At 59.9% G+C, this 18,780-nt stretch carries 18 protein-coding genes; 5 read left to right on the top strand and 13 right to left on the bottom strand.

Features of this window, described 5'->3' with window-relative positions; translation table 11 throughout:
* The 4 genes from AB5Y80_RS10265 to AB5Y80_RS10250 form a co-directional block, all read right to left on the bottom strand.
* Complete coding sequence (locus AB5Y80_RS10265; RefSeq protein ID WP_010675060.1) at nt 1-1,215, bottom strand: IscS subfamily cysteine desulfurase; 1,215 nt, start codon at nt 1,213-1,215, stop codon at nt 1-3.
* 52 nt (nt 1,216-1,267) lie between these two features.
* Nucleotides 1,268-1,771, bottom strand: coding sequence for a Fe-S cluster assembly transcriptional regulator IscR (gene iscR / locus AB5Y80_RS10260; protein WP_025327241.1), 504 nt, complete (start codon nt 1,769-1,771; stop codon nt 1,268-1,270).
* A gap of 94 nt (nt 1,772-1,865) precedes the next feature.
* Nucleotides 1,866-2,591 (bottom strand): tRNA (cytosine(32)/uridine(32)-2'-O)-methyltransferase TrmJ, encoded by a 726-nt coding sequence (gene trmJ / locus AB5Y80_RS10255; RefSeq protein ID WP_042880722.1) that lies wholly within the window; start codon nt 2,589-2,591, stop codon nt 1,866-1,868.
* 190 nt (nt 2,592-2,781) lie between these two features.
* The gene (locus AB5Y80_RS10250; protein WP_041215881.1) at nt 2,782-3,294 is read right to left on the bottom strand and encodes an SCP2 domain-containing protein; all 513 of its coding nucleotides are present in this window, start codon (nt 3,292-3,294) and stop codon (nt 2,782-2,784) included.
* A gap of 189 nt (nt 3,295-3,483) precedes the next feature.
* Here AB5Y80_RS10250 and AB5Y80_RS10245 point away from each other — a divergent pair, with 189 nt between their 5' ends.
* Nucleotides 3,484-4,479 (top strand): peptidase U32 family protein, encoded by a 996-nt coding sequence (locus AB5Y80_RS10245; RefSeq protein WP_010675064.1) that lies wholly within the window; start codon nt 3,484-3,486, stop codon nt 4,477-4,479.
* 12 nt (nt 4,480-4,491) lie between these two features.
* The gene (locus tag AB5Y80_RS10240) at nt 4,492-5,364 is read left to right on the top strand and encodes a U32 family peptidase (RefSeq protein WP_368172880.1); all 873 of its coding nucleotides are present in this window, start codon (nt 4,492-4,494) and stop codon (nt 5,362-5,364) included.
* Between the two features lie 75 nt (nt 5,365-5,439).
* Here the strand turns inward: AB5Y80_RS10240 and nlpI are convergent, their stop codons facing one another.
* From nlpI to queA, 7 genes are all read right to left on the bottom strand, one after another.
* Nucleotides 5,440-6,372, bottom strand: coding sequence for a lipoprotein NlpI (gene nlpI, locus AB5Y80_RS10235; protein WP_280520777.1), 933 nt, complete (start codon nt 6,370-6,372; stop codon nt 5,440-5,442).
* A 90-nt stretch (nt 6,373-6,462) separates the two neighbouring features.
* Nucleotides 6,463-6,831, bottom strand: a complete 369-nt coding sequence (locus AB5Y80_RS10230) for a rhodanese-like domain-containing protein (protein WP_039038735.1) — start codon at nt 6,829-6,831, stop codon at nt 6,463-6,465.
* 100 nt (nt 6,832-6,931) lie between these two features.
* Nucleotides 6,932-7,879: a protein translocase subunit SecF gene (gene secF, locus AB5Y80_RS10225; protein ID WP_039038736.1), complete on the bottom strand. Its 948-nt coding sequence runs from the start codon at nt 7,877-7,879 to the stop codon at nt 6,932-6,934.
* Between the two features lie 9 nt (nt 7,880-7,888).
* Nucleotides 7,889-9,742 (bottom strand): protein translocase subunit SecD, encoded by a 1,854-nt coding sequence (gene secD, locus AB5Y80_RS10220; RefSeq protein WP_039038737.1) that lies wholly within the window; start codon nt 9,740-9,742, stop codon nt 7,889-7,891.
* Nucleotides 9,743-9,760: 18 nt separating this feature from the next.
* On the bottom strand, nt 9,761-10,096 hold the full coding sequence (yajC, locus tag AB5Y80_RS10215; RefSeq protein WP_010675070.1) for a preprotein translocase subunit YajC: 336 nt from the start codon (nt 10,094-10,096) through the stop codon (nt 9,761-9,763).
* Between the two features lie 50 nt (nt 10,097-10,146).
* Nucleotides 10,147-11,283 carry a tRNA guanosine(34) transglycosylase Tgt gene (gene tgt, locus AB5Y80_RS10210; RefSeq protein ID WP_010675071.1) on the bottom strand — a complete coding sequence of 379 codons (1,137 nt, stop codon included), beginning with the start codon at nt 11,281-11,283 and terminating at the stop codon, nt 10,147-10,149.
* Nucleotides 11,284-11,401: 118 nt separating this feature from the next.
* The gene (gene queA, locus AB5Y80_RS10205; protein WP_041215015.1) at nt 11,402-12,469 is read right to left on the bottom strand and encodes a tRNA preQ1(34) S-adenosylmethionine ribosyltransferase-isomerase QueA; all 1,068 of its coding nucleotides are present in this window, start codon (nt 12,467-12,469) and stop codon (nt 11,402-11,404) included.
* A 211-nt stretch (nt 12,470-12,680) separates the two neighbouring features.
* Between queA and AB5Y80_RS10200 the strand changes: the two genes are divergently transcribed.
* The 3 genes from AB5Y80_RS10200 (at nt 12,681) to ahpF (ending at nt 16,052) form a co-directional block, all read left to right on the top strand.
* The gene (locus AB5Y80_RS10200; RefSeq protein WP_010675073.1) at nt 12,681-13,127 is read left to right on the top strand and encodes a CBS domain-containing protein; all 447 of its coding nucleotides are present in this window, start codon (nt 12,681-12,683) and stop codon (nt 13,125-13,127) included.
* A gap of 629 nt (nt 13,128-13,756) precedes the next feature.
* A complete protein-coding gene (ahpC, locus tag AB5Y80_RS10195) occupies nt 13,757-14,323 on the top strand; it encodes an alkyl hydroperoxide reductase subunit C (protein ID WP_010675074.1) in 567 nt (188 codons plus the stop codon).
* A gap of 142 nt (nt 14,324-14,465) precedes the next feature.
* Complete coding sequence (gene ahpF / locus AB5Y80_RS10190; protein WP_039038739.1) at nt 14,466-16,052, top strand: alkyl hydroperoxide reductase subunit F; 1,587 nt, start codon at nt 14,466-14,468, stop codon at nt 16,050-16,052.
* A 68-nt stretch (nt 16,053-16,120) separates the two neighbouring features.
* Here ahpF and AB5Y80_RS10185 read toward each other — a convergent pair whose 3' ends face one another.
* Both AB5Y80_RS10185 and AB5Y80_RS10180 read right to left on the bottom strand, forming a co-directional pair.
* Complete coding sequence (locus AB5Y80_RS10185; protein ID WP_041213025.1) at nt 16,121-17,440, bottom strand: MFS transporter; 1,320 nt, start codon at nt 17,438-17,440, stop codon at nt 16,121-16,123.
* A 123-nt stretch (nt 17,441-17,563) separates the two neighbouring features.
* Nucleotides 17,564-18,717 (bottom strand): IS3-like element ISAeca4 family transposase gene (locus AB5Y80_RS10180; RefSeq protein ID WP_139739419.1). Its coding sequence is split into 2 segments (ribosomal slippage): nt 17,564-18,480 and nt 18,480-18,717, totalling 1,155 coding nucleotides; the frame shifts between segments, so codons are not numbered across the junction.
* Nucleotides 18,718-18,780: the final 63 nt, after the last annotated feature.

Raw genomic sequence — 18,780 nt, 5'->3', positions numbered from 1 at the left:
TCAGTGATGTGCCCATTCGACCGTGTTCAGATCGACGCCATCCTTGAACATCTCCCACAGGGGAGACATCTCGCGCAGACGACCGATGGAGTCGCAGATGAGCTTGATTGCGTAGTCGATCTCTTCTTCGGTGGTGAAGCGACCGATGCTGAAACGGATGGAGCTGTGTGCCAGCTCGTCGTTCAGACCCAGGGCGCGCAGCACGTAGGAAGGTTCCAGGCTGGCCGAGGTACAGGCAGAACCGGAAGAGACCGCCAGATCCTTCAGTGCCATGATGAGGGATTCCCCTTCCACATAGGCGAAGCTGACGTTCAGGTTACCCGGTACACGCTGATCCAGATCCCCGTTGATATAGACTTCTTCGATGTTCTTGATGCCATCCCACAGACGCTGGCGCAGGGCCATGATGTGCTGGCTCTCGCTCGCCATCTCTTCCTTGGCGATGCGGAAGGCTTCCCCCATGCCGACGATCTGGTGGGTTGCCAGGGTGCCGGAGCGCATGCCGCGCTCGTGGCCACCGCCGTGCATCTGGGCTTCCAGACGAACACGGGGCTTGCGGCGCACATACAGGGCGCCAATGCCTTTCGGGCCGTATACCTTGTGGGCGGACATGGAGAGCAGATCAACCTTGAGTGCTTCCACGTCGACCGGGATCTTGCCCACGCTCTGGACGGCGTCCACGTGCAGCAGGATCTTGCGGGAACGGCACAGCTCGCCGATGGCAGCGATGTCTTGCACCACCCCGATCTCGTTGTTGGCGTGCATGATGCTGACCAGGATGGTGTCATCACGCAGGGCGCCTTCGATCTGCTCCAGAGTGAACAGGCCATTGGGCATGGGCTCGAGGTAGGTCACCTCATAGCCTTCACGCTCCAGTTGGCGGCAGGTATCCAACACAGCTTTGTGCTCGGTCTTGGAGGTGACGATGTGCTTGCCCTTGCCGGCGTAGAAATGGGCGATGCCCTTGATGGCCAGGTTGTTTGACTCGGTCGCACCGGAGGTAAAGACGATCTCGCGCGGATCCGCGCCGATCAGCTCTGCCACTTGATTACGGGCCAGATCCACCGCCTCTTCGGCCTGCCAGCCGAAACGGTGGGAACGGGAGGCTGGGTTGCCGAACAGGCCGTCCATGGTGAGGCACTGCATCATTTTTTCTGCGACACGCGGGTCCACCGGACAGGTTGCCGAATAATCAAGGTAAATAGGCAGTTTCATCTTTTTCTCCGTTACGACGGGGTCACACAGCGACTCGTCGTGGAAAGCACGTTTATAGTTGGACTTTCAAGCTCACATCACCGCGTTCGGCCCGATCAACCAGGGACAACACGGTCTTCATTTGTTCATCTTGCTTGCCGGCGATACGGCGCACATCGGCCTGACCAACCAGCTCGGCCAAGGTGATATCCCCCAGGAAGCTGGAGATTCGTTCGCTCAGATCCCGCCACAAGGAGTGGGTCAGGCACTGGGTACCACCGTGGCAGCCCCCTTTGCCGAGGCACTTGGTCGCATCGACCGATTCATCGACCGCGGTGATCACCTGACCGACCGAGATCTCGCCAGGGGCCAGACCGAGGCGATAGCCGCCACCGGGGCCACGTACGCTGCTCACCAGACCATGCTTGCGCAGACGGGCAAACAGTTGTTCCAGATAGGACAAGGAGATGCCCTGGCGCTCTGAAATATCAGCCAGGGGCACGGGCCCCTGCTCTGCATGCAACGCCACGTCGAGCATGGCTGTCACCGCGTAACGTCCTTTTGAGGTCAGTCTCATATGCCTTACCGTCTTGCGAACCAATCAATATGTGGCATATGGTCACATACCCGACTAAATCAGTCAAGTATATGCTTGAGTAAATCAGTCGGGATTAATCTTGTGCCCTGGACTTCTGGACAGAGGTGAGAATGCCCCGCAAGATGTTCAACTCCACCGCTTCGGGTCTGGCCCGATTGAATAGACGACGCAGTTTGCTCATCACATGGCCTGGGTGGTCATCGGCAATGAATCCCGTCTTTTGCAACGTCTGCTCCAGATGCTGATAAAACCCTTCCAGTTGCTGGGCGCTGGGGTACTCGACCCGCTCATCCTCCGGCTCCTGGTTCTGTACTTCCAGCCAGCGCATCCGCACCTCGTAACAAAGGGTCTGCACTGCCATTGCCAGATTGAGGGAGCTGTATTCTGGATTGGCGGGAATGGCCACATGGAAGTGGCATTTTTGCAGTTCGTCATTGGTGAGGCCGGTGCGTTCACGGCCAAACACCAGCGCGACCGGGTGCTCCATGCCCTCGGCAACCAGCTTCTCGCCCGCTTCACGGGGATCCAGCATGGGCCAGCTCAAGGTGCGGGAACGGGCACTGGTGCCGATGACCAGACCACAGTCGGCAATGGCTTCATCCAGGGTCGGCACGATTCGGGCGCGAGCCAGGATATCGCTGGCCCCCGCCGCCAGGGCGACGGCCTCCTCATCAGGCTGGGCCTGGGGATCGACCAGCACCAGTTGAGTCAGCCCCATGGTCTTCATGGCCCGCGCCGCGGATCCCATGTTGCCGGTGTGAGAGGTGTTTACCAACACGATACGAATCTGATCCAACATGCCCAGTCAATCTTCAGTCAAAAATGGCGCGCAATTGTAACATAACCAATCGCTATTTTGGCACCGCTTCCGACCAGGCATTTCTGCACAAACAGGCAGATGATACATCCCCACCCTGCGTGGTCACGCTGACAGTGGGGTACTGCGGCTCAAGTTCACCTGTTCCGCAGCACTCGGGCAAGAAAACGGCTCAGCTCATTGTCGCGGCAGTGGGCACGTGCGTCACGCGGGCCCGCTCGATAAAGGTCGCCAGATCCATCAGGGGGTATTTCATCAATCCCAGCCCGTCCAGATCCAGGCTGTCCATCAGATTTTTCACCTCCAGGCCCAGCTCTGTATCCCCCTCTATCTTCAGCCGGCGCTGGAAGAAGAGGGAATCCGGGTCTTCACGGCGCCCGGCGATCAGAACAAGATCCTGGCTATTGCCGCTGAAACAGACATCGGCGTGCTCACACTTCCTCGCCACTACCAATTTGCCCTCCTGCTCGCTGATAAACCAGCATAGCCCCAGATCGCTGACTTCCACTTTCAGCCACTTGCCCGCAAGAAACGCAAATTCCCCCTCTTCGATGGCCTCCCGGAATACCCTGCCCAGCAGGGCCTCCATCAGGTTTTGTTGCAGCGGGAAGGGCACCAGCTTGAGGGGGTGGCGCAAGAGACGGGGTGCCTGTTCGACCAGGCGACGTTGCAGATGTTGAAACACGATAAACTCCCAGTTTTTTGCGCATTCAAGCACAGCCCCTTCGGCAAGATCCTGTTGAAAATCAAACTTGTGCCCACTTACCTCAAGAAGGGTAAAGCCACCTAAAGCTGCCTCAGGTCAAAAAGCGGGAGGGCAAGCATGAATACAATCGGGCCACTTTTGCATTTTTGCCCTCTCGGAGCGTACCCGATGGAATTACTCTGCCCGGCAGGCAGCCTGCCGGCACTGAAGACAGCCGTGGATAACGGGGCCGATGCGGTCTACATCGGCTTCAAGGATGACACCAATGCCCGCCACTTCGCCGGGCTCAACTTCACCGACAGCAAGCTGGAAAGAGCGGTTGACTATGTCCACCAGCATGGCCGCAAGCTGCACATCGCCATCAATACCTTTGCCCACCCGGGCTCCGATGCCCGTTGGAAGCAGGCCGTGGACAAAGGGGTGGCGCTCGGTGCCGATGCCCTGATCATCGCCGATCTCGCCGTGCTCGATTATGCCAGCCGCCGCCATCCCGACATGGAGCTGCATGTCTCGGTCCAGGCCAGCGCCACCAACGCCGCTGCCATCCGCTTCTACCAGCAGCACTTCAACGTCGGCCGGGTGGTGCTGCCGAGGGTGCTCTCCATGCATCAGGTCAGGCAGCTGGCCCGCGAGACCGACGTCGGCCTCGAGGTGTTCGCCTTCGGCAGCCTCTGCATCATGGCTGAGGGGCGCTGCTACCTCTCCTCCTACATGACCGGCGAGAGCCCCAACACCGTCGGCGCCTGTTCACCGGCCAAGTTCGTGCGCTGGGAAGAGACCCCGAGCGGCCTAGAATCCCGCCTCAACGAGGTGCTGATCGATCGTTACGGCCCGGGGGAAAATGCCGGCTACCCGACCCTGTGCAAGGGGCGCTTCGAGGTGGATGGCCAGACCTATCACGCGCTGGAGGAGCCCACCAGCCTCAACACCCTCGGCCTTCTGCCCGAGCTGTTCCAGACCGGCATCCAGTCGGTCAAGATCGAGGGACGCCAGCGCAGCCCCGCCTATGTGGAGCAGGTGACCCGGGTCTGGCGCGCCGCCATCGACGCCTATCAGGCCAACCCCGAGGCCTATCAGGTCAAGGCCGAGTGGGATGCCCAGCTCGCCCGCGTCTCCGAGGGGAGCCAGACCACCCTCGGTGCCTATCATCGCCAGTGGCAATAAGGAGCACTGCTCATGAAATTCTCTCTCGGCCCCCTGCTCTTCTACTGGCCCAAGGCCGACACCCAGGCCTTCTATCAGGCGGCCGCCGCCAGCCAGGCCGACATCATCTATCTGGGGGAAACCGTCTGCAGCAAGCGGCGCGAACTGAAAGCGGATGACTGGATTGCCCTCGCCCGTCAGGTGGCGGGCTCCGGCAAGCAGGCGGTACTCTCCACGCTGGCGCTGATCTCAGCTCCCTCCGAGCTCAAGGAGGTAAAGCGGCTGGTCGACAACGGCGAGCTGATGATCGAGGCCAACGATCTGGGGGCGGTCCAGCTCGCCAGTGAAGCCGGGCTGCCGTTCGTCTGCGGCCCCGCCATCAACGCCTACAACGCCGACGTGCTGCGCATGCTGCTTAAACAGGGGATGCAGCGCTGGGTGATGCCGGTGGAGCTCTCCCGCGACTGGCTGATGCAGCTCAATCAGGATCTGGGCAGGGAGCGCCAGCAGTTCGAGGTGGAGGTGTTCGCCTATGGTCATCTCCCGCTCGCCTACTCGGCACGCTGCTTCACCGCCCGCTCCCTCGACCGGCCCAAGGACAACTGCGAACTGGCCTGCATCGACTACCCCACCGGGCGACTTGCCAGCAGTCGCGAGGGGCAGAAGGTGTTCAACCTCAACGGCATCCAGACCCAGTCCGGTTACTGCTACAACCTGGGTAACGAGCTCAAGGGGATGGAGGGCCTGGTGGATGTGGTGCGCCTCTCGCCCGAAGACATGGAGACCCTGACGATGCTGGAGCGCTTCAAGGCCAACGAACAGGGGATGGCCCCCCTGCCCCTGCAGCAGGAGCGGGACTGCAACGGTTACTGGCGCCAGATCCCCGGCATGAGCCTGGTGGAGTAGCGGTACACCCCGTGTCACCAGACAGCAAAAAGGCCTCGTCAAGAGGCCTTTTTCATGGGGTTCAAACCCGTTTAGTCACGCTTTGCCGCTCTTGCCCTGGGCTCCGGGTGGCTGGGGCTTGCGCGCCATCAGTTCCAGCTCCAGCAAGGCATAGCGATGCTCGATGAAGTCATAGACGTTGTTGGCCAGCGCCAGCTTGAAGTAGCTGATGGCTTCCTTGCGGTTACCCTTGGCCAGCTCGAACTTGCCGAGGTAGAAGTAGGTCTCGCACAGGCGCTCGGCGAGCTCCCTGTTGTCCTTGACCCCTTTCACCACGTTGCTCATCAACTGGGTGGCATTGATGTCGCCCGTATAGAGGCGCACCAGATCCCAGTTCCAGGCGTCGTCGTCATACTTGTTGAGCCGCTCGCGCATCCGGCTCATGGCCGCCGGTCCGTTGAGCTTCTGCTCGGCCAGATAGAGCCAGATCACCCGATAAGGGTCTTCTGGTTGCGCCTCGTAGAAGCGCTTCATATCCGCCGCGGCAAGCTCGGGGCGATTGCCGTAATAGAGCGCGATTCCCCGGTTGAGATAGGCGTAGTCGTAATCCGGGGCGAGCTCCAGGGCGGAGTCGAACGCCTCATAGGCCTCGTCGTAGTTCTGCTGTTGAACCAGATAGACACCGATGAAGTTGTAGGCCTCGGCAAAATCCGGCTTCTCCCGCAGGGCGCGGTTGAAGTCGAGTCGCGCCAGGGAACGCAAGCCCACCCGGTCAAACACCACGGCACGCTCATAGAAGAGTTCTGCCCGCTGTTCGGTCGTCAATTCCATTTCACTGAGCATCTGCCCGAGTCGCGCCAACGCCAACTCGCTCTGGTAGGAGACCTGCAAGGGGGTCGCCAATACCAGTGAAGCGGGTTGCGGCTTGGGAACTTGAGGCGCTTTTACCTGACTGCTACTGCTGCAACCCCACAAGGGGAGCAACAACAGGATACCCGTGAGGTATCCAATCCCTATCCTGACGTTCAATGAACACTCCGACGCTTACGCTTGACCCCGCATATGGTAAAGATCACGGGGCCGTTTGTCATGTGGCGCAGCCCCTCTCCCTCAAATAAATCAGGATTCGACAGGGTATCCGGCATCGCTCCAGCCGCGAAAGCCTCCATCGACGCTGACGACCCGGGAATAACCCATCTTCTGCAGGTTATCCGCCACCAGGATGGAGCGAAATCCCCCACCACAATAGAGGTAGAGTTCGGTGTCGGGATCCGGATACCGGGTCTCGATGTCACGCTCTATCACCCCGCGCCCGAGATAGGTGGCCCCCGGCAGATGGCCCCTGGCCCACTCGCTCTCTTCGCGCACGTCGATCAGATGAAATGCTCGGCCCTCATCCTGCCAGCGCTTGATCTGATGCACATCGGTTTCCTGCACCTGCGGGCGGATGGCCTCTACCAGGGCCAGAAAACGGGGATTGTGTTGCATGGGCTTGCTCCTTGCTTTGGGTAATGGATGCTGGGTTGTGGGGAGCATCATGACTCACCCCGGCCACAAGAGAAAGGGCGCCTTGCGGCGCCCTTGTCTGTTACGGCAGGATCTCTTGCTGATCCGCGCCCTCTTTTTCCACCTGGGTCGGCAGCATGTGCTCCCGCTTGATCCCGAGGAACATGGCTGAGGCGCTCGCCACATAGATGGAGGAGTAGGTCCCGAAAGCCACCCCGATCACCATGGCGATGGAGAAACCGTGGATCAGAGGCCCGCCTTTGAGCAGCAGCGCCACCACCACCACGAAGGTCAACCCCGAGGTGATGATGGTCCGGCTCAGGGTCTCGGTCATGGAGAGATCCATGATCTCCGCGGTGTCCCCACGGCGTACCTTGCGGAAATTCTCCCGCACCCGGTCGAACACGACGATGGTGTCGTTCAGGGAGTACCCCACCAGCGTCATCAGCGCCGCCAGCACGGTCAGGTCGAACTCGTACTGGAAGTAGGCGAAGATGCCGAGGGTGATGATCACGTCGTGAGCCAGGGAGAGGATGCCCCCCGTGGCCAGACGCCACTCGAAGCGCACCGCCACGTAGATCAGGATACAGAGGATGGAGGCCAGCATGGCCAAGGCACCGTCGGTGGCCAGCTCGTCACCCACGGAGGGACCGACGAACTCGACACGCTTGAGCACGGCGCTCTCGTCGACCAGCTTGGCGGCCGCCAAGACCTCGTTGCCCTGCTGCTCGACCTTGACGCCCTCTTGCGGGGCCATGCGCACCAGCACATCACGGCTGGAGCCGAAGAACTGCAGGGTCGCCCCGTCAATCTTCTGCTGATCCAGCGCCTCGTGCATCTTGTCCAGGCTCACCGACTGCTGGAACCCCACCTCGATGGTGGTACCGCCGGTGAAGTCCAGCCCCCAGTTCAGGCCACGATCGTACAGAACGTAGAGGGCGAGCACCGTTACCAGAGCAGAGAGGACCATACCCAGCTTGGCGAAACGCATGAAGGGGATGGGCTTTTCAAAATGTAGAATTTGAAACATGTCTCTTCCTTAGATCGGCAGCTTGTCGATGCGCCGTCCACCCCAGGCCAGGTTGATGATGGCGCGGGATACCGTGATGGCAGTGAACATGGACGCAGTCAGGCCGATCCCGAGGGTCAGGGCGAAGCCCTTGATGGCACCGGTACCGATACCGAACAGGATCACGCAGGTGATGAGCGAGGTGACGTTGGAGTCGGCGATGGTGGAGAAGGCGCGGTCAAAGCCCAGGTGAATGGCTTGCTGCACCCCGCGACCATTGCGGATCTCTTCACGAATACGCTCGTAGATCAGTACGTTCGCATCCACCGCCATCCCCAGCGTCAACACGATACCGGCGATGCCCGGCAGGGTCATGGTGGCCCCCGGGATCATCGACATGATACCGACGATGAGCACCAGGTTCATGGTCAGCGCCAGATTGGCCACCCAGCCGAAGGCACGGTAGTAGATCCCCATGAAGAGCACGATCACCAGCATGGCCCAGCCGATGGCTTCCATCCCGCTGTCGATGTTCTGCTGACCCAGGCTCGGGCCTATGGTGCGCTCTTCGACGATCTGGATGGGGGCAATCAGGGCACCGGCACGCAGCAGCAGCGCCAGGTTGTGGGCTTCGTTGGCGTTGTCGATCCCGGTGATGCGGAACTGGCTACCCAGGCGAGACTGGATGGTGGCGACGTTGATCACCTCCTCCTGCTTGCGGAACTTGCGCTTGCCGTCCGGACCAGGCTGACCCACCGGCTTGTACTCGATGAAGACGGTCGCCATCCCCTTGCCAACGTTGTCCTTGGTAAAGTTGGCCATCTTGTTGCCACCCTGACCATCGAGCTTGATGTTGACCTGGGGACGGCTGTATTCATCGAAACCGGACTGGGCACCCACGATGTGGTCACCAGTCAGGATCACGCGCTTTTGCAGTACCACGGGACGACCGTTGCGATCGTTGTAGACCTTGGAGCTCGGCGGCACGCGGCCTGCGGCAGCGGCCTGGATATCGGCAGCCTCATCGACCATGTGGAACTCCAGGGTCGCGGTGGCACCCAGGATCTCCTTGGCACGGGCGGTGTCCTGGATCCCCGGCAACTCGACGATGATACGCTCACCGCCCTGCTGCTGGACCAGCGGCTCGGCCACACCCAGTTCGTTCACCCGGTTGCGGATGATGGTGATGTTCTGCTCGAGGGCATACTTCTTCACCTCTTTGACCTTGGCTTCGCTCAGACTGGCCAGCAGGATGAAGTCATCCCCTTTCTGGTCGGTGGTGAAGACAAGATCCGCATTCTGGCGACGCAGGAAGGAGAGTGCCTTGGCCTGATCGGCCTCGTCACGGAAGACCACCTGCACCTGATCCCCGACCCGGCGTACACCGGAGTAGCGGATCTTCTGGGTGCGCAGCTCGGCGCGGAAATCCTGCACCATCTGTTCCTGCTGCTTGGCCAGCGCTTCGGCCATGTCCACTTCCATCAGGAAGTGCACACCGCCCCGCAGGTCAAGACCGAGCTTCAGGGGCGCCGCGCCGATGGCCTCAAGCCAGGCGGGGGTGGACGGAGCCAGGTTGAGGGCGGTGATGAAATTGTCGCCCAGCTTGTTGGCCACGATGTCGCGCGCCTTGAGCTGGTCTTCGGTGTTGTTGAAACGGATCAGGATGAAGCCGTGCTCGAACGCCGCATGCTTGACCGGGATCTTCGCCTCGTCGAGGGTTTCCTTCACCTGATCGAGGGTTTCTAGTTTGACTTCGGCACCACGGCTGGCAGAGACCTGCAAGGCCGGGTCTTCGCCGTAAAGATTGGGGGCTGCATATAGAAAACCGATGGCGATCACGACGATCACCATCAGGTATTTCCACAGCGGATAGCGATTTAACACGCTGTGCTCCTCGGGAGATTAGAGGGACTGGATAGAACCCTTGGGCAGAACGGCAGAGACGAAGTCACGCTTGATGGTGACCTGGGTCTGATCGTTCAGGGCCAGCACAATGTAGTCGCTGTCGGCGGAAACCTTGGCGATCTTGCCGACCAGGCCACCGGAAGTGAGCACTTCGTCGCCCTTGGAGAGGGAGCTCATCAGATTGCGATGCTCCTTGGCACGCTTGGCCTGGGGACGGTAGATCATGAAGTAGAAGATGAGACCGAACACGGCCAGCATGATGATCATTTCCATGCCACCACCCTGTGCTGCCGGAGCCGCGCCTTCTGCATACGCCTTGGAGATAATGCTCATTTAACAACCTCTTATTGATGTAGATTTGAATACTAACTTATATGTCGTTGTTATTTCACGTCATTTTCAGCCAGTGGAGGCACAGGCTTCCCTTGCCGACGGTAAAACTCAGTTACAAAGTCGTCTAATTTACCCTGCTCGATCGCGTCCCGCAAACCCTGCATCACGCGCTGGTAATAACGCAGGTTGTGGATGGTATTCAGACGGGCACCGAGGATCTCGTTGCACTTGTCCAGATGGTACAGATAGCTGCGGGTGTAGTTCTTGCAGGTGTAGCAATCGCAGTCCGCATCCAGGGTGCTGGTGTCTTCCCGGTACTTGGCGTTGCGGATCTTGACCACCCCATCGGTGGTAAAGAGATGACCGTTGCGGGCGTTGCGGGTCGGCATCACGCAGTCGAACATGTCGATACCGCGGCGCACCCCTTCCACCAGATCCTCCGGCTTGCCCACCCCCATCAGGTAGCGCGGCTTGTCGGCCGGAATTTTCGGGCAGACATGGTCAAGGATGCGATGCATGTCCTCTTTGGGCTCACCCACGGCGAGACCGCCGACCGCGTAACCGTCGAAGCCGATCTCAAGGAGACCGTCCAGCGACACATCCCGCAGCGGTTCGTAGACAGAACCCTGGATGATGCCGAACAGGGCGTTCTTGTTGCCGAGCGCATCGAACTTGTCACGGGAGCGCTTGGCCCAGCGCAGGGACATCTCCATGGACTTGCGCGCTTCCTCGTAAGTGGCCGGGTACGGGGTGCACTCGTCGAAGATCATCACGATGTCGGAACCCAGATCGTACTGGATCTCCATGGACTTCTCGGGATCGAGGAAGATCTTCTCGCCGTTGATGGGATGACGGAAGTGCACCCCCTCCTCGGTGATCTTGCGGATGTGCCCCAGACTGAACACCTGGAAACCACCGGAGTCGGTCAGGATGGGCCCCTGCCAGTTCATGAAGTCGTGCAGATCGCCGTGGGCGCGCATCACTTCCTGACCCGGGCGCAACCAGAGGTGGAAGGTGTTGCCAAGCAGGATCTGGGCACCGGTCTCACGCACCTCTTCTGGGGTCATCCCCTTGACGGTGCCGTAGGTGCCGACCGGCATGAAGGCCGGGGTCTGGACCACGCCACGCTCGAACACCAGTTGACCGCGACGGGCACGCCCATCGGTGGTTTTCAATTCAAATTTCATTGCTACCTCTATTCAGTCAGAGAAACAGTCTGACAACAAAGGGCCCGAGGGGCCTGGTAATATGAAGCCGGCCGGCATACTGACAAGCAGAGCCTGAACGACTTCTGAAGGGCAAGGCTTAACCCTGCACCCGGCGACGGGTGACGAACATGGCGTCCCCGTAGCTGAAGAAACGGTACTGTCCCGCCACGGCGGCCTGATAGGCGGCCATCACGTTGTCATAGCCGGCAAAGGCGCTGACCAGCATGATCAGGGTGGATTCGGGCAGGTGGAAGTTGGTGATCATGGCATCGACCACCTGGAACTCGTAACCGGGGAAGATGAAGATGTCGGTGTCATCGAAGAAGGGTGCCAGCGGCTTGCCCTGGGCCAGGGTCGCCTTGGCTGCGCTCTCGAGGGATCGTACCGACGTGGTCCCCACCGCAACCACACGACCGCCGCGGGCGCGGGTCGCCGCGATGGCATCCACCACCTCCTGGGGCACTTCGGCGTATTCCGAGTGCATGTGGTGATCTTCAATCTTGTCGACGCGCACCGGCTGGAAGGTGCCCGCCCCCACGTGCAGGGTCACGAAGGCCATCTCCACGCCCTTGGCACGGATCTGCTCGAGCAACGGCTCGTCGAAGTGCAGACCGGCAGTCGGCGCCGCCACGGCACCCGGCTTCTGGTTGTAGACGGTCTGGTAGCGCTCCTTGTCGGCATCCTCGTCGGGACGGTCGATGTAAGGGGGCAGCGGCATATGGCCGATGGCATCCAGAATGGTCAGCACAGGGCGCGGGTCCAGGAAGTGGATCTCGAACAGAGCGTCGTGGCGGGCACGCATCTCGGCCTCGACGGGCACGCCGTCGGCACCGCCATCCAGAAGGAGGCGGGTACCTGGCTTGGGGGACTTGGACGAGCGGACGTGCGCCAGCACGCTGTGCTCGTCCAGAATGCGCTCCACCAGCACCTCCAGCTTGCCGCCGCTGGCCTTCTGGCCAAACATGCGGGCCGGAATGACCCGGGTATTGTTGAACACCAGCAGATCGCCGGGGTTGAGCTGGTCAAGCACATCGACAAAATGACCGTGGCGCAGGGCGCCGGTTTGACCATCGAGCTGCAGCAGGCGGCTGGCGGTACGCTCCGCCATGGGATAGCGGGCAATCAGCTCGTCTGGCAGATCAAAATGAAAATCGGATACTTGCATCTTTCACCTCGGGGGAATCGGCGGCTAGTCTAGTTATCCCCCTCTTCCAAGGCAACCCAAAAGACTAAAAACCCAAGGAAGACAAGGGATAGCGGGCCATTTTGTGAGGCTGGGCCCGTTAAAAAACCTTTAAGGTTTTGTATTGACCCCGATCATGTTCTGGCGACGGGGGCTGGGCTAGGGTGGAAGCAGACACACAAGGAGGCCCACCATGATGACCCTCTCCGAGATCATGACTGAACACCCCTTTACCCTGGGTCCGGAAAACAGCGTCAAGCAGGCGATGGAGCTGATGCAGCAGGAGCGGATCCGTCACGTTCCCATCGTCGATGAACACCAGCATCTGCTTGGTCTGGTCACCCTCTCGGACATCCTGGCCACCCGTGAATCCAAGCTGCTGCTGATCAACCCCGAGCGGGAGGCAGAGTTCACCGACAGCGTCCAGCTCGACGAGATCATGACTCGTCAGGTGGCGAGCGTGGATCCCCACGCCGGCATCAAGGAGGCGGCCCTGTATCTGCAGCGCCACAAATATGGCTGTCTGCCGGTACTCAAGGGGCGCAAGCTGGTTGGCATCGTCACCGAGTCGGACTTCATCGCCGTGGCCATCAATCTGCTGGAGCTGATGGAGGAGCAGGAGCCCCCAACCGACTTTTGATCTTAAAATTCTGTAATTAAATTACAATAAAAGCGTTTTCAGCCTAATTTAACGGCTATTCGAGTGAAACACTTTCAGTTTGACTGTAAAATTACACCACAAAACTTGCGTTGTGACATTCATCACACTATGATGCCCACCATGCAATGGTTGCCGAAGAGGAGATGAGGATTGTGCACCCGCCATCTTCTCTTCATATGTCTGCAAGTTTGCACACCCCGTAGTTAGTCTTTGCTGTAAAGCATATTTATCGCCATTCCTTGTTTGATGACCCGGCCCTGTCTGTGCGACCGCGCCGGGATTTTTTTTATCCCTCTTTTTTCTACTGCGCCGCCTCGTCTGCCCCTTCTCTGCTCACGCAATGAAAACAAATCCGGCCCAGCCCTTGAAAATGTGACATGCAGGACAGAAATTGAACTTCGACAATGAGTTATCTCCGAAGGCCTGAGATATTCATGTTAGGTACAGTTGTGATGGTCTATCTAATAAATAGATTTATGTGATTCAAAATTGTGGCTTTGACCGATTAGAAAAAGTCACTATGATGACTCCATCGAAAGTTAAGCGCCTCGTCTGGCACGACTCTTCAACACCAGACAGGCATATGTACATCACCAAGGAGCAAATACATGTCTACCTACATCAACACTGAAATCAAGCCGTTCAACGCCACCGCCTACCACAATGGCAAATTCGTTCAGGTGTCTGACGCTGACCTGAAAGGCAAGTGGTCCGTGGTGTTCTTCTACCCGGCTGATTTCACCTTCGTCTGCCCGACCGAGCTGGGCGACCTGGCCGACAACTACGCCGAATTCCAGAAGCTGGGCGTCGAGATCTACGCCGTCTCCACCGACACCCACTTCACCCACAAGGCCTGGCACGACACTTCTGACACCATCCAGAAGATCCAGTACCCGATGATCGGCGACCCCACCGGCACCATCACTCGCAACTTCGGCGTGATGATCGAAGAAGCTGGCCTGGCTGACCGCGGTACCTTCGTCATCGACCCGCAAGGCGTCATCCAGATCGTTGAAATCAACGCTGGCGGCATCGGCCGTGACGCACTGGAACTGCTGCGCAAGGTCAAGGCTGCCCAGTACGTTGCTTCCCACCCGGGTGAAGTGTGCCCGGCCAAGTGGAAAGAAGGCGACGCCACCCTGGCCCCGTCCCTGGATCTGGTAGGCAAAATCTAAGCCTCCCCGCTCTGAAGACCGGCCCGTTCAAGGGCCGGTCTTGTTTACGGCCCTCAGAAAATGCGCCGGTCTGCTGTGTGGACCTCTGTTTTCTGTACCCGGTCATCGTGCCGACCCGCATTCAGCAAGAAGGAATTCGACCATGTTAGATACCAACCTCAAACAACAACTCAACGGTTACTTGCAGTACATCGTCAATCCCATCGAGATCAGCGTGTCCGGCAATGACAGCGACAAATCCGCCGAACTCCTGGCATTGGCCAGCGAGATAGCCGAGATGTCCCCCAAAATTTCCCTGACCGATGGCACCAATGCCCGCAAGCCTTCCATGAGCATCGCGCCCCAGGGCCAGGCCCCGCGCGTGCACTTTGCCGGCATTCCCATGGGTCATGAATTCACCTCCCTGGTGCTCGCCCTGCTGCAAAGCGGCGGTCACCCCTCCAAGGCCGATCCGGCCGTGCTGGAGCAGGTGAAGAACCTCAAGGGCGAGTTCCACTTCGAGACCTATATTTCCCTCTCCTGCCACAACTGTCCGGACGTGGTACAGGCCCTGAACCTGATGTCCACCCTGAACCCCGGCATCACCCACACCATGATCGACGGTGCCCTGTTCCAGGATGAGGTGAACGAGCGTCAAATCATGGCGGTCCCGAACGTCTACCTGAACGGTCAGCCGTTCAGCCAGGGCCGCATTTCGCTGGAAGAGATCGTCGCCAAACTCGACACCGGCGCTGCCGAGCGCAAGGCGCAAGAGCTGAGCGAAAAAGCGCCTTATGACGTGCTGGTGGTGGGCGGTGGCCCGGCCGGCGCCGCCGCGGCCATCTATGCCGCCCGCAAAGGCATTCGCACTGCCATTGTCGCTGAACGTTTCGGTGGCCAGGTGATGGACACCGTCGGCATCGAGAACTTCATCTCCGTGCCCTACACCGAGGGCCCCAAGCTGGCCGCCAGCCTGGAGCAGCACGTCAAGCAGTACGGCGTGGAAGTGATCACCGAGCAGCGTGCCGCCGCCATCAGCAAGGATGGTTACGTCAACGTGGACCTCGCCTCCGGTGCCACCTTGAAGAGCCGCGCCGTGATCCTGGCGACCGGTGCCCGCTGGCGCGACCTGAACGTGCCGGGTGAACTCGAGTACCGTACCAAGGGTGTGGCCTACTGCCCCCACTGTGACGGCCCCTTCTTCAAGGGCAAGCGCGTGGCGGTGATCGGTGGCGGCAACTCCGGCATCGAGGCGGCCATCGATCTGGCCGGCATCGTCGAGCACGTCACCGTGGTGGAGTTCGCCGATACCCTGCGTGCCGACGACGTGCTGCAGAAGAAGGCCCGTTCCATGGGCAATATCGACATCATCATGAGCGCCCGCACCACCGAAGTGATCGGCGACGGCAGCAAGGTGGTGGGCATGGACTACGAAGATCGCACTACCGGCGAGATCAAGCATCTGGCGGTGGCCGGCATCTTCGTCCAGATCGGTCTGGTGCCGAACACCGAGTTCCTCAAGGGGAGCGAAGTGGCCCTGACCCGCTTTGGCGAAATCGAGATCGACACCAAGGGTGCCACCTCCCTGCCCGGCGTCTATGCCGCAGGGGATGCCACCACGGTACCGTTCAAGCAGATCATCATTTCCATGGGGGCAGGTGCCACCGCCGCCCTGGGTGCGTTTGATTACCTCATTCGCAACCCGGCGCCGGAAGCACAAGCTACCCAGGCCGATGCCGTGACCGCCTGATAACCGCCCAACAAAAAACCGACTCCCTGGAGTCGGTTTTTTTATCCCTGTCGTTGGGTCGGCAGCCTTCAACGTCCTTGCGGCGCGTCCCTCTCCTGCCCCTCTTCACTCACCGCTCTCTCTTCTGCGTCAGGCGCGGCATAGCTCGCCGGCACTGTCTCCCCTTCCAGATCTGTTCTTGGCTCCAGCTCCGCCGTCATGGGGGTGTTGGGGGGCACCGGCATGAAGACCTGGTGCTCCGTCAGCGGAATGGGGGCTCGCTTACGCCTGCGCCAGCCGAGATAGGCCGACAGCAGCAGACCGCACAGGGCAAAGTAGACGAACAAGCCTTCTGGCCCAACTTGCACCATGACGAAGGGGGCCAGCAGGGGCCCTATCATGGCCCCCAGGCTGTAGGCAAGCAGCAGCCCCTGGTTTGCCCCCAGCACCTGATCCGGGCGCAGTTCATCGCAAGCATGGCTGAGGCTCAAGGGATAGATGGAGAACGCCATGCCCCCCAGCAGGAAGACAAGAGTCCCCTCGACTGGCTCGCGCCAGGGCTCCGGCAGCAGCACCATCAGCAACGCGATCAGGGTCAGCAGGGCGCAGAGCAGCAGGATCACCAACCGTCTGTCGTAACGATCAGATGCACGCCCGATGGGATATTGCAGACACATCCCCCCCAGGATCACCAGCGCCATCATGTCCGCCACCTGGGAGAGGGAGGCGCCGCTGTCGGTGAAATAGAGCGGCAACAGCCCATAGATGGCCCCGAGGATGAGGCCCGAGGTAAAGCTGCTGCCCATCCCCGCCGGAGTGAGGCGCACCAGCTCCAGCACTCCCACCGGCTGGGGTGCCACCATGGCCGGCGTCGCCACTCGGGAGAGCGCCAGAGGCACCACGGAGAGAGTCGCCGCCATGGCGCACAGGGCGAACGGCGTCAGCACCATGGGGTCCACCTGCTTGAGCAGCAGCTGGCCCAGGGCAAGTGAACCGTACAGCAGGATCATGTAGAGGGACATCAACCGCCCCCGGTTCGCCGGGGTGCTTGAGACCAGCATCCAGGACTCCAGCACCACGAACAGGCCGCCGGTGGCAAACCCCCCGATCAGCCGCAGCGCCGCCCAGGTGACAGGCTCCACCACCATGCCGTGCAGCAGAAACAGAAAACAGAGCAGGGAGGCATAAGCCGCATAGGCCCGGATATGCCCCACCCGGATGATGAGGCGGGCATTGATGAAGGTCCCCAGCACCAGGCCGCCGAAATAGGCAGCCGACACCAGACCGATGGCCTGGGCGGACACCTGCTCGGCGGAGAGACGCACCGTCAGCAGGGTATTGAACAGACCGTGACCCAGAATGAAGATCACCAGACTGGTCAGGGGGGACAGCAACCTTGTCAGTGCCATGGAGCCTCCTCGCAACAAAAGGGTCATGGTAGCCCCTGCCTCCCGCCCCCTTCAACCCGAATGCACTCCCCCTGCGGGGCTATGCTTGACGGGAACCCCACATGGTGAATCGCCCCGGCTTCTCTAGACACTTTTGAGCCGTTCGAAATATTGCTTTTCACACTCTACTGGCGATAGCCCATTGTTGAAACTGTGCCGACGCTTGGGGTTGTAAAACATTTCAATGTAATCGAACACATCCTGCCGGGCCTCCTCCCGATCTGCATAGGTTTTACGTCGGATCCGCTCGCGTTTGAGGAGTTGGAAGAAACTCTCCGCCACCGCGTTATCATGGCAATTGCCACGTCTGCTCATGCTGGCCTTGAGCCGGTGCTCCCGCAAAAAATCCTGCCAGTCATAGCTGCTAAACTGGCTCCCTTGGTCAGAATGAACCAGCACTTCCTGCTCGGGTCGCCGTCGCCACACTGCCATCAGTAACGCGCTGATGGCCAACTCTCGGTCGATCCGTGGCCCCATTGACCAACCAATGACTTGTCGTGAAAACAAATCCAATACCGCGGCCAGATAGAGCCAGCCTTCATGGGTTCGAATATAAGTGATGTCCGTTACCCAGACCTTATTTGGCTCAGTCACATCGAACTGGCGTTCAAGATGATTCGGTGCAACCACCGTTGGCCGGCCACCATAATGACCGGGACGGCGACGATAACCGGTTTGTGAACGCAAACCTTCATGACGCATTAATCGCGCCACCCGGTGTTTCCCACAGGTCTCGCCCATCTCTCGCAGGTCATCCCGGATCTTGCGATAGCCATAGACGCCCCCGCTTTCTAGCCAACATTGCTTGATCTGGCCCAGGAGGCGTTGGTCTTCAAGTGCGCGGGCAGATAAAGGCTGGTGCTGCCAGGCGTAATAACCGCTCGGGTGGACATTCATCATCCGACACAGTCGGCGGATGGGATGTGTGGACGCGTGCACCCGGATGAAGGCGTACCTTACCCTGACAGCTTGGCAAAGTACGCGGCGGCCTTTTTTAAGATATCTCGCTCATCGGTGACGCGGCGCAGTTCAGCCTTGAGGCGCCGAATTTCGGCTTGCTGGCTGGAGTCATGCTGTTGCTGCACGGCGGGCTGGCTGTAGCGCCTGATCCAGGCGTAAAGACTGTGGCTGGAAACACCAAGTCGCTCAGCGACCTCTGCCACTGGGTAATGGCGCTCAGTCACCTGCTTGACGGCGGCCAGTTTGAATTCTTCCGTGTAACGTTGCTGCTTGCTCATAACACCTCCTGATTGACCTCAGTTTGAGGCTCTTGAGGTGTCTAGGAAAGTAGGGGCGATTCA

Source organism: Aeromonas sp. R2-1, assembly GCF_040908425.1.
GTDB lineage: Bacteria > Pseudomonadota > Gammaproteobacteria > Enterobacterales > Aeromonadaceae > Aeromonas > Aeromonas caviae.
This window is presented reverse-complemented; position numbering and strand designations above follow the sequence as displayed.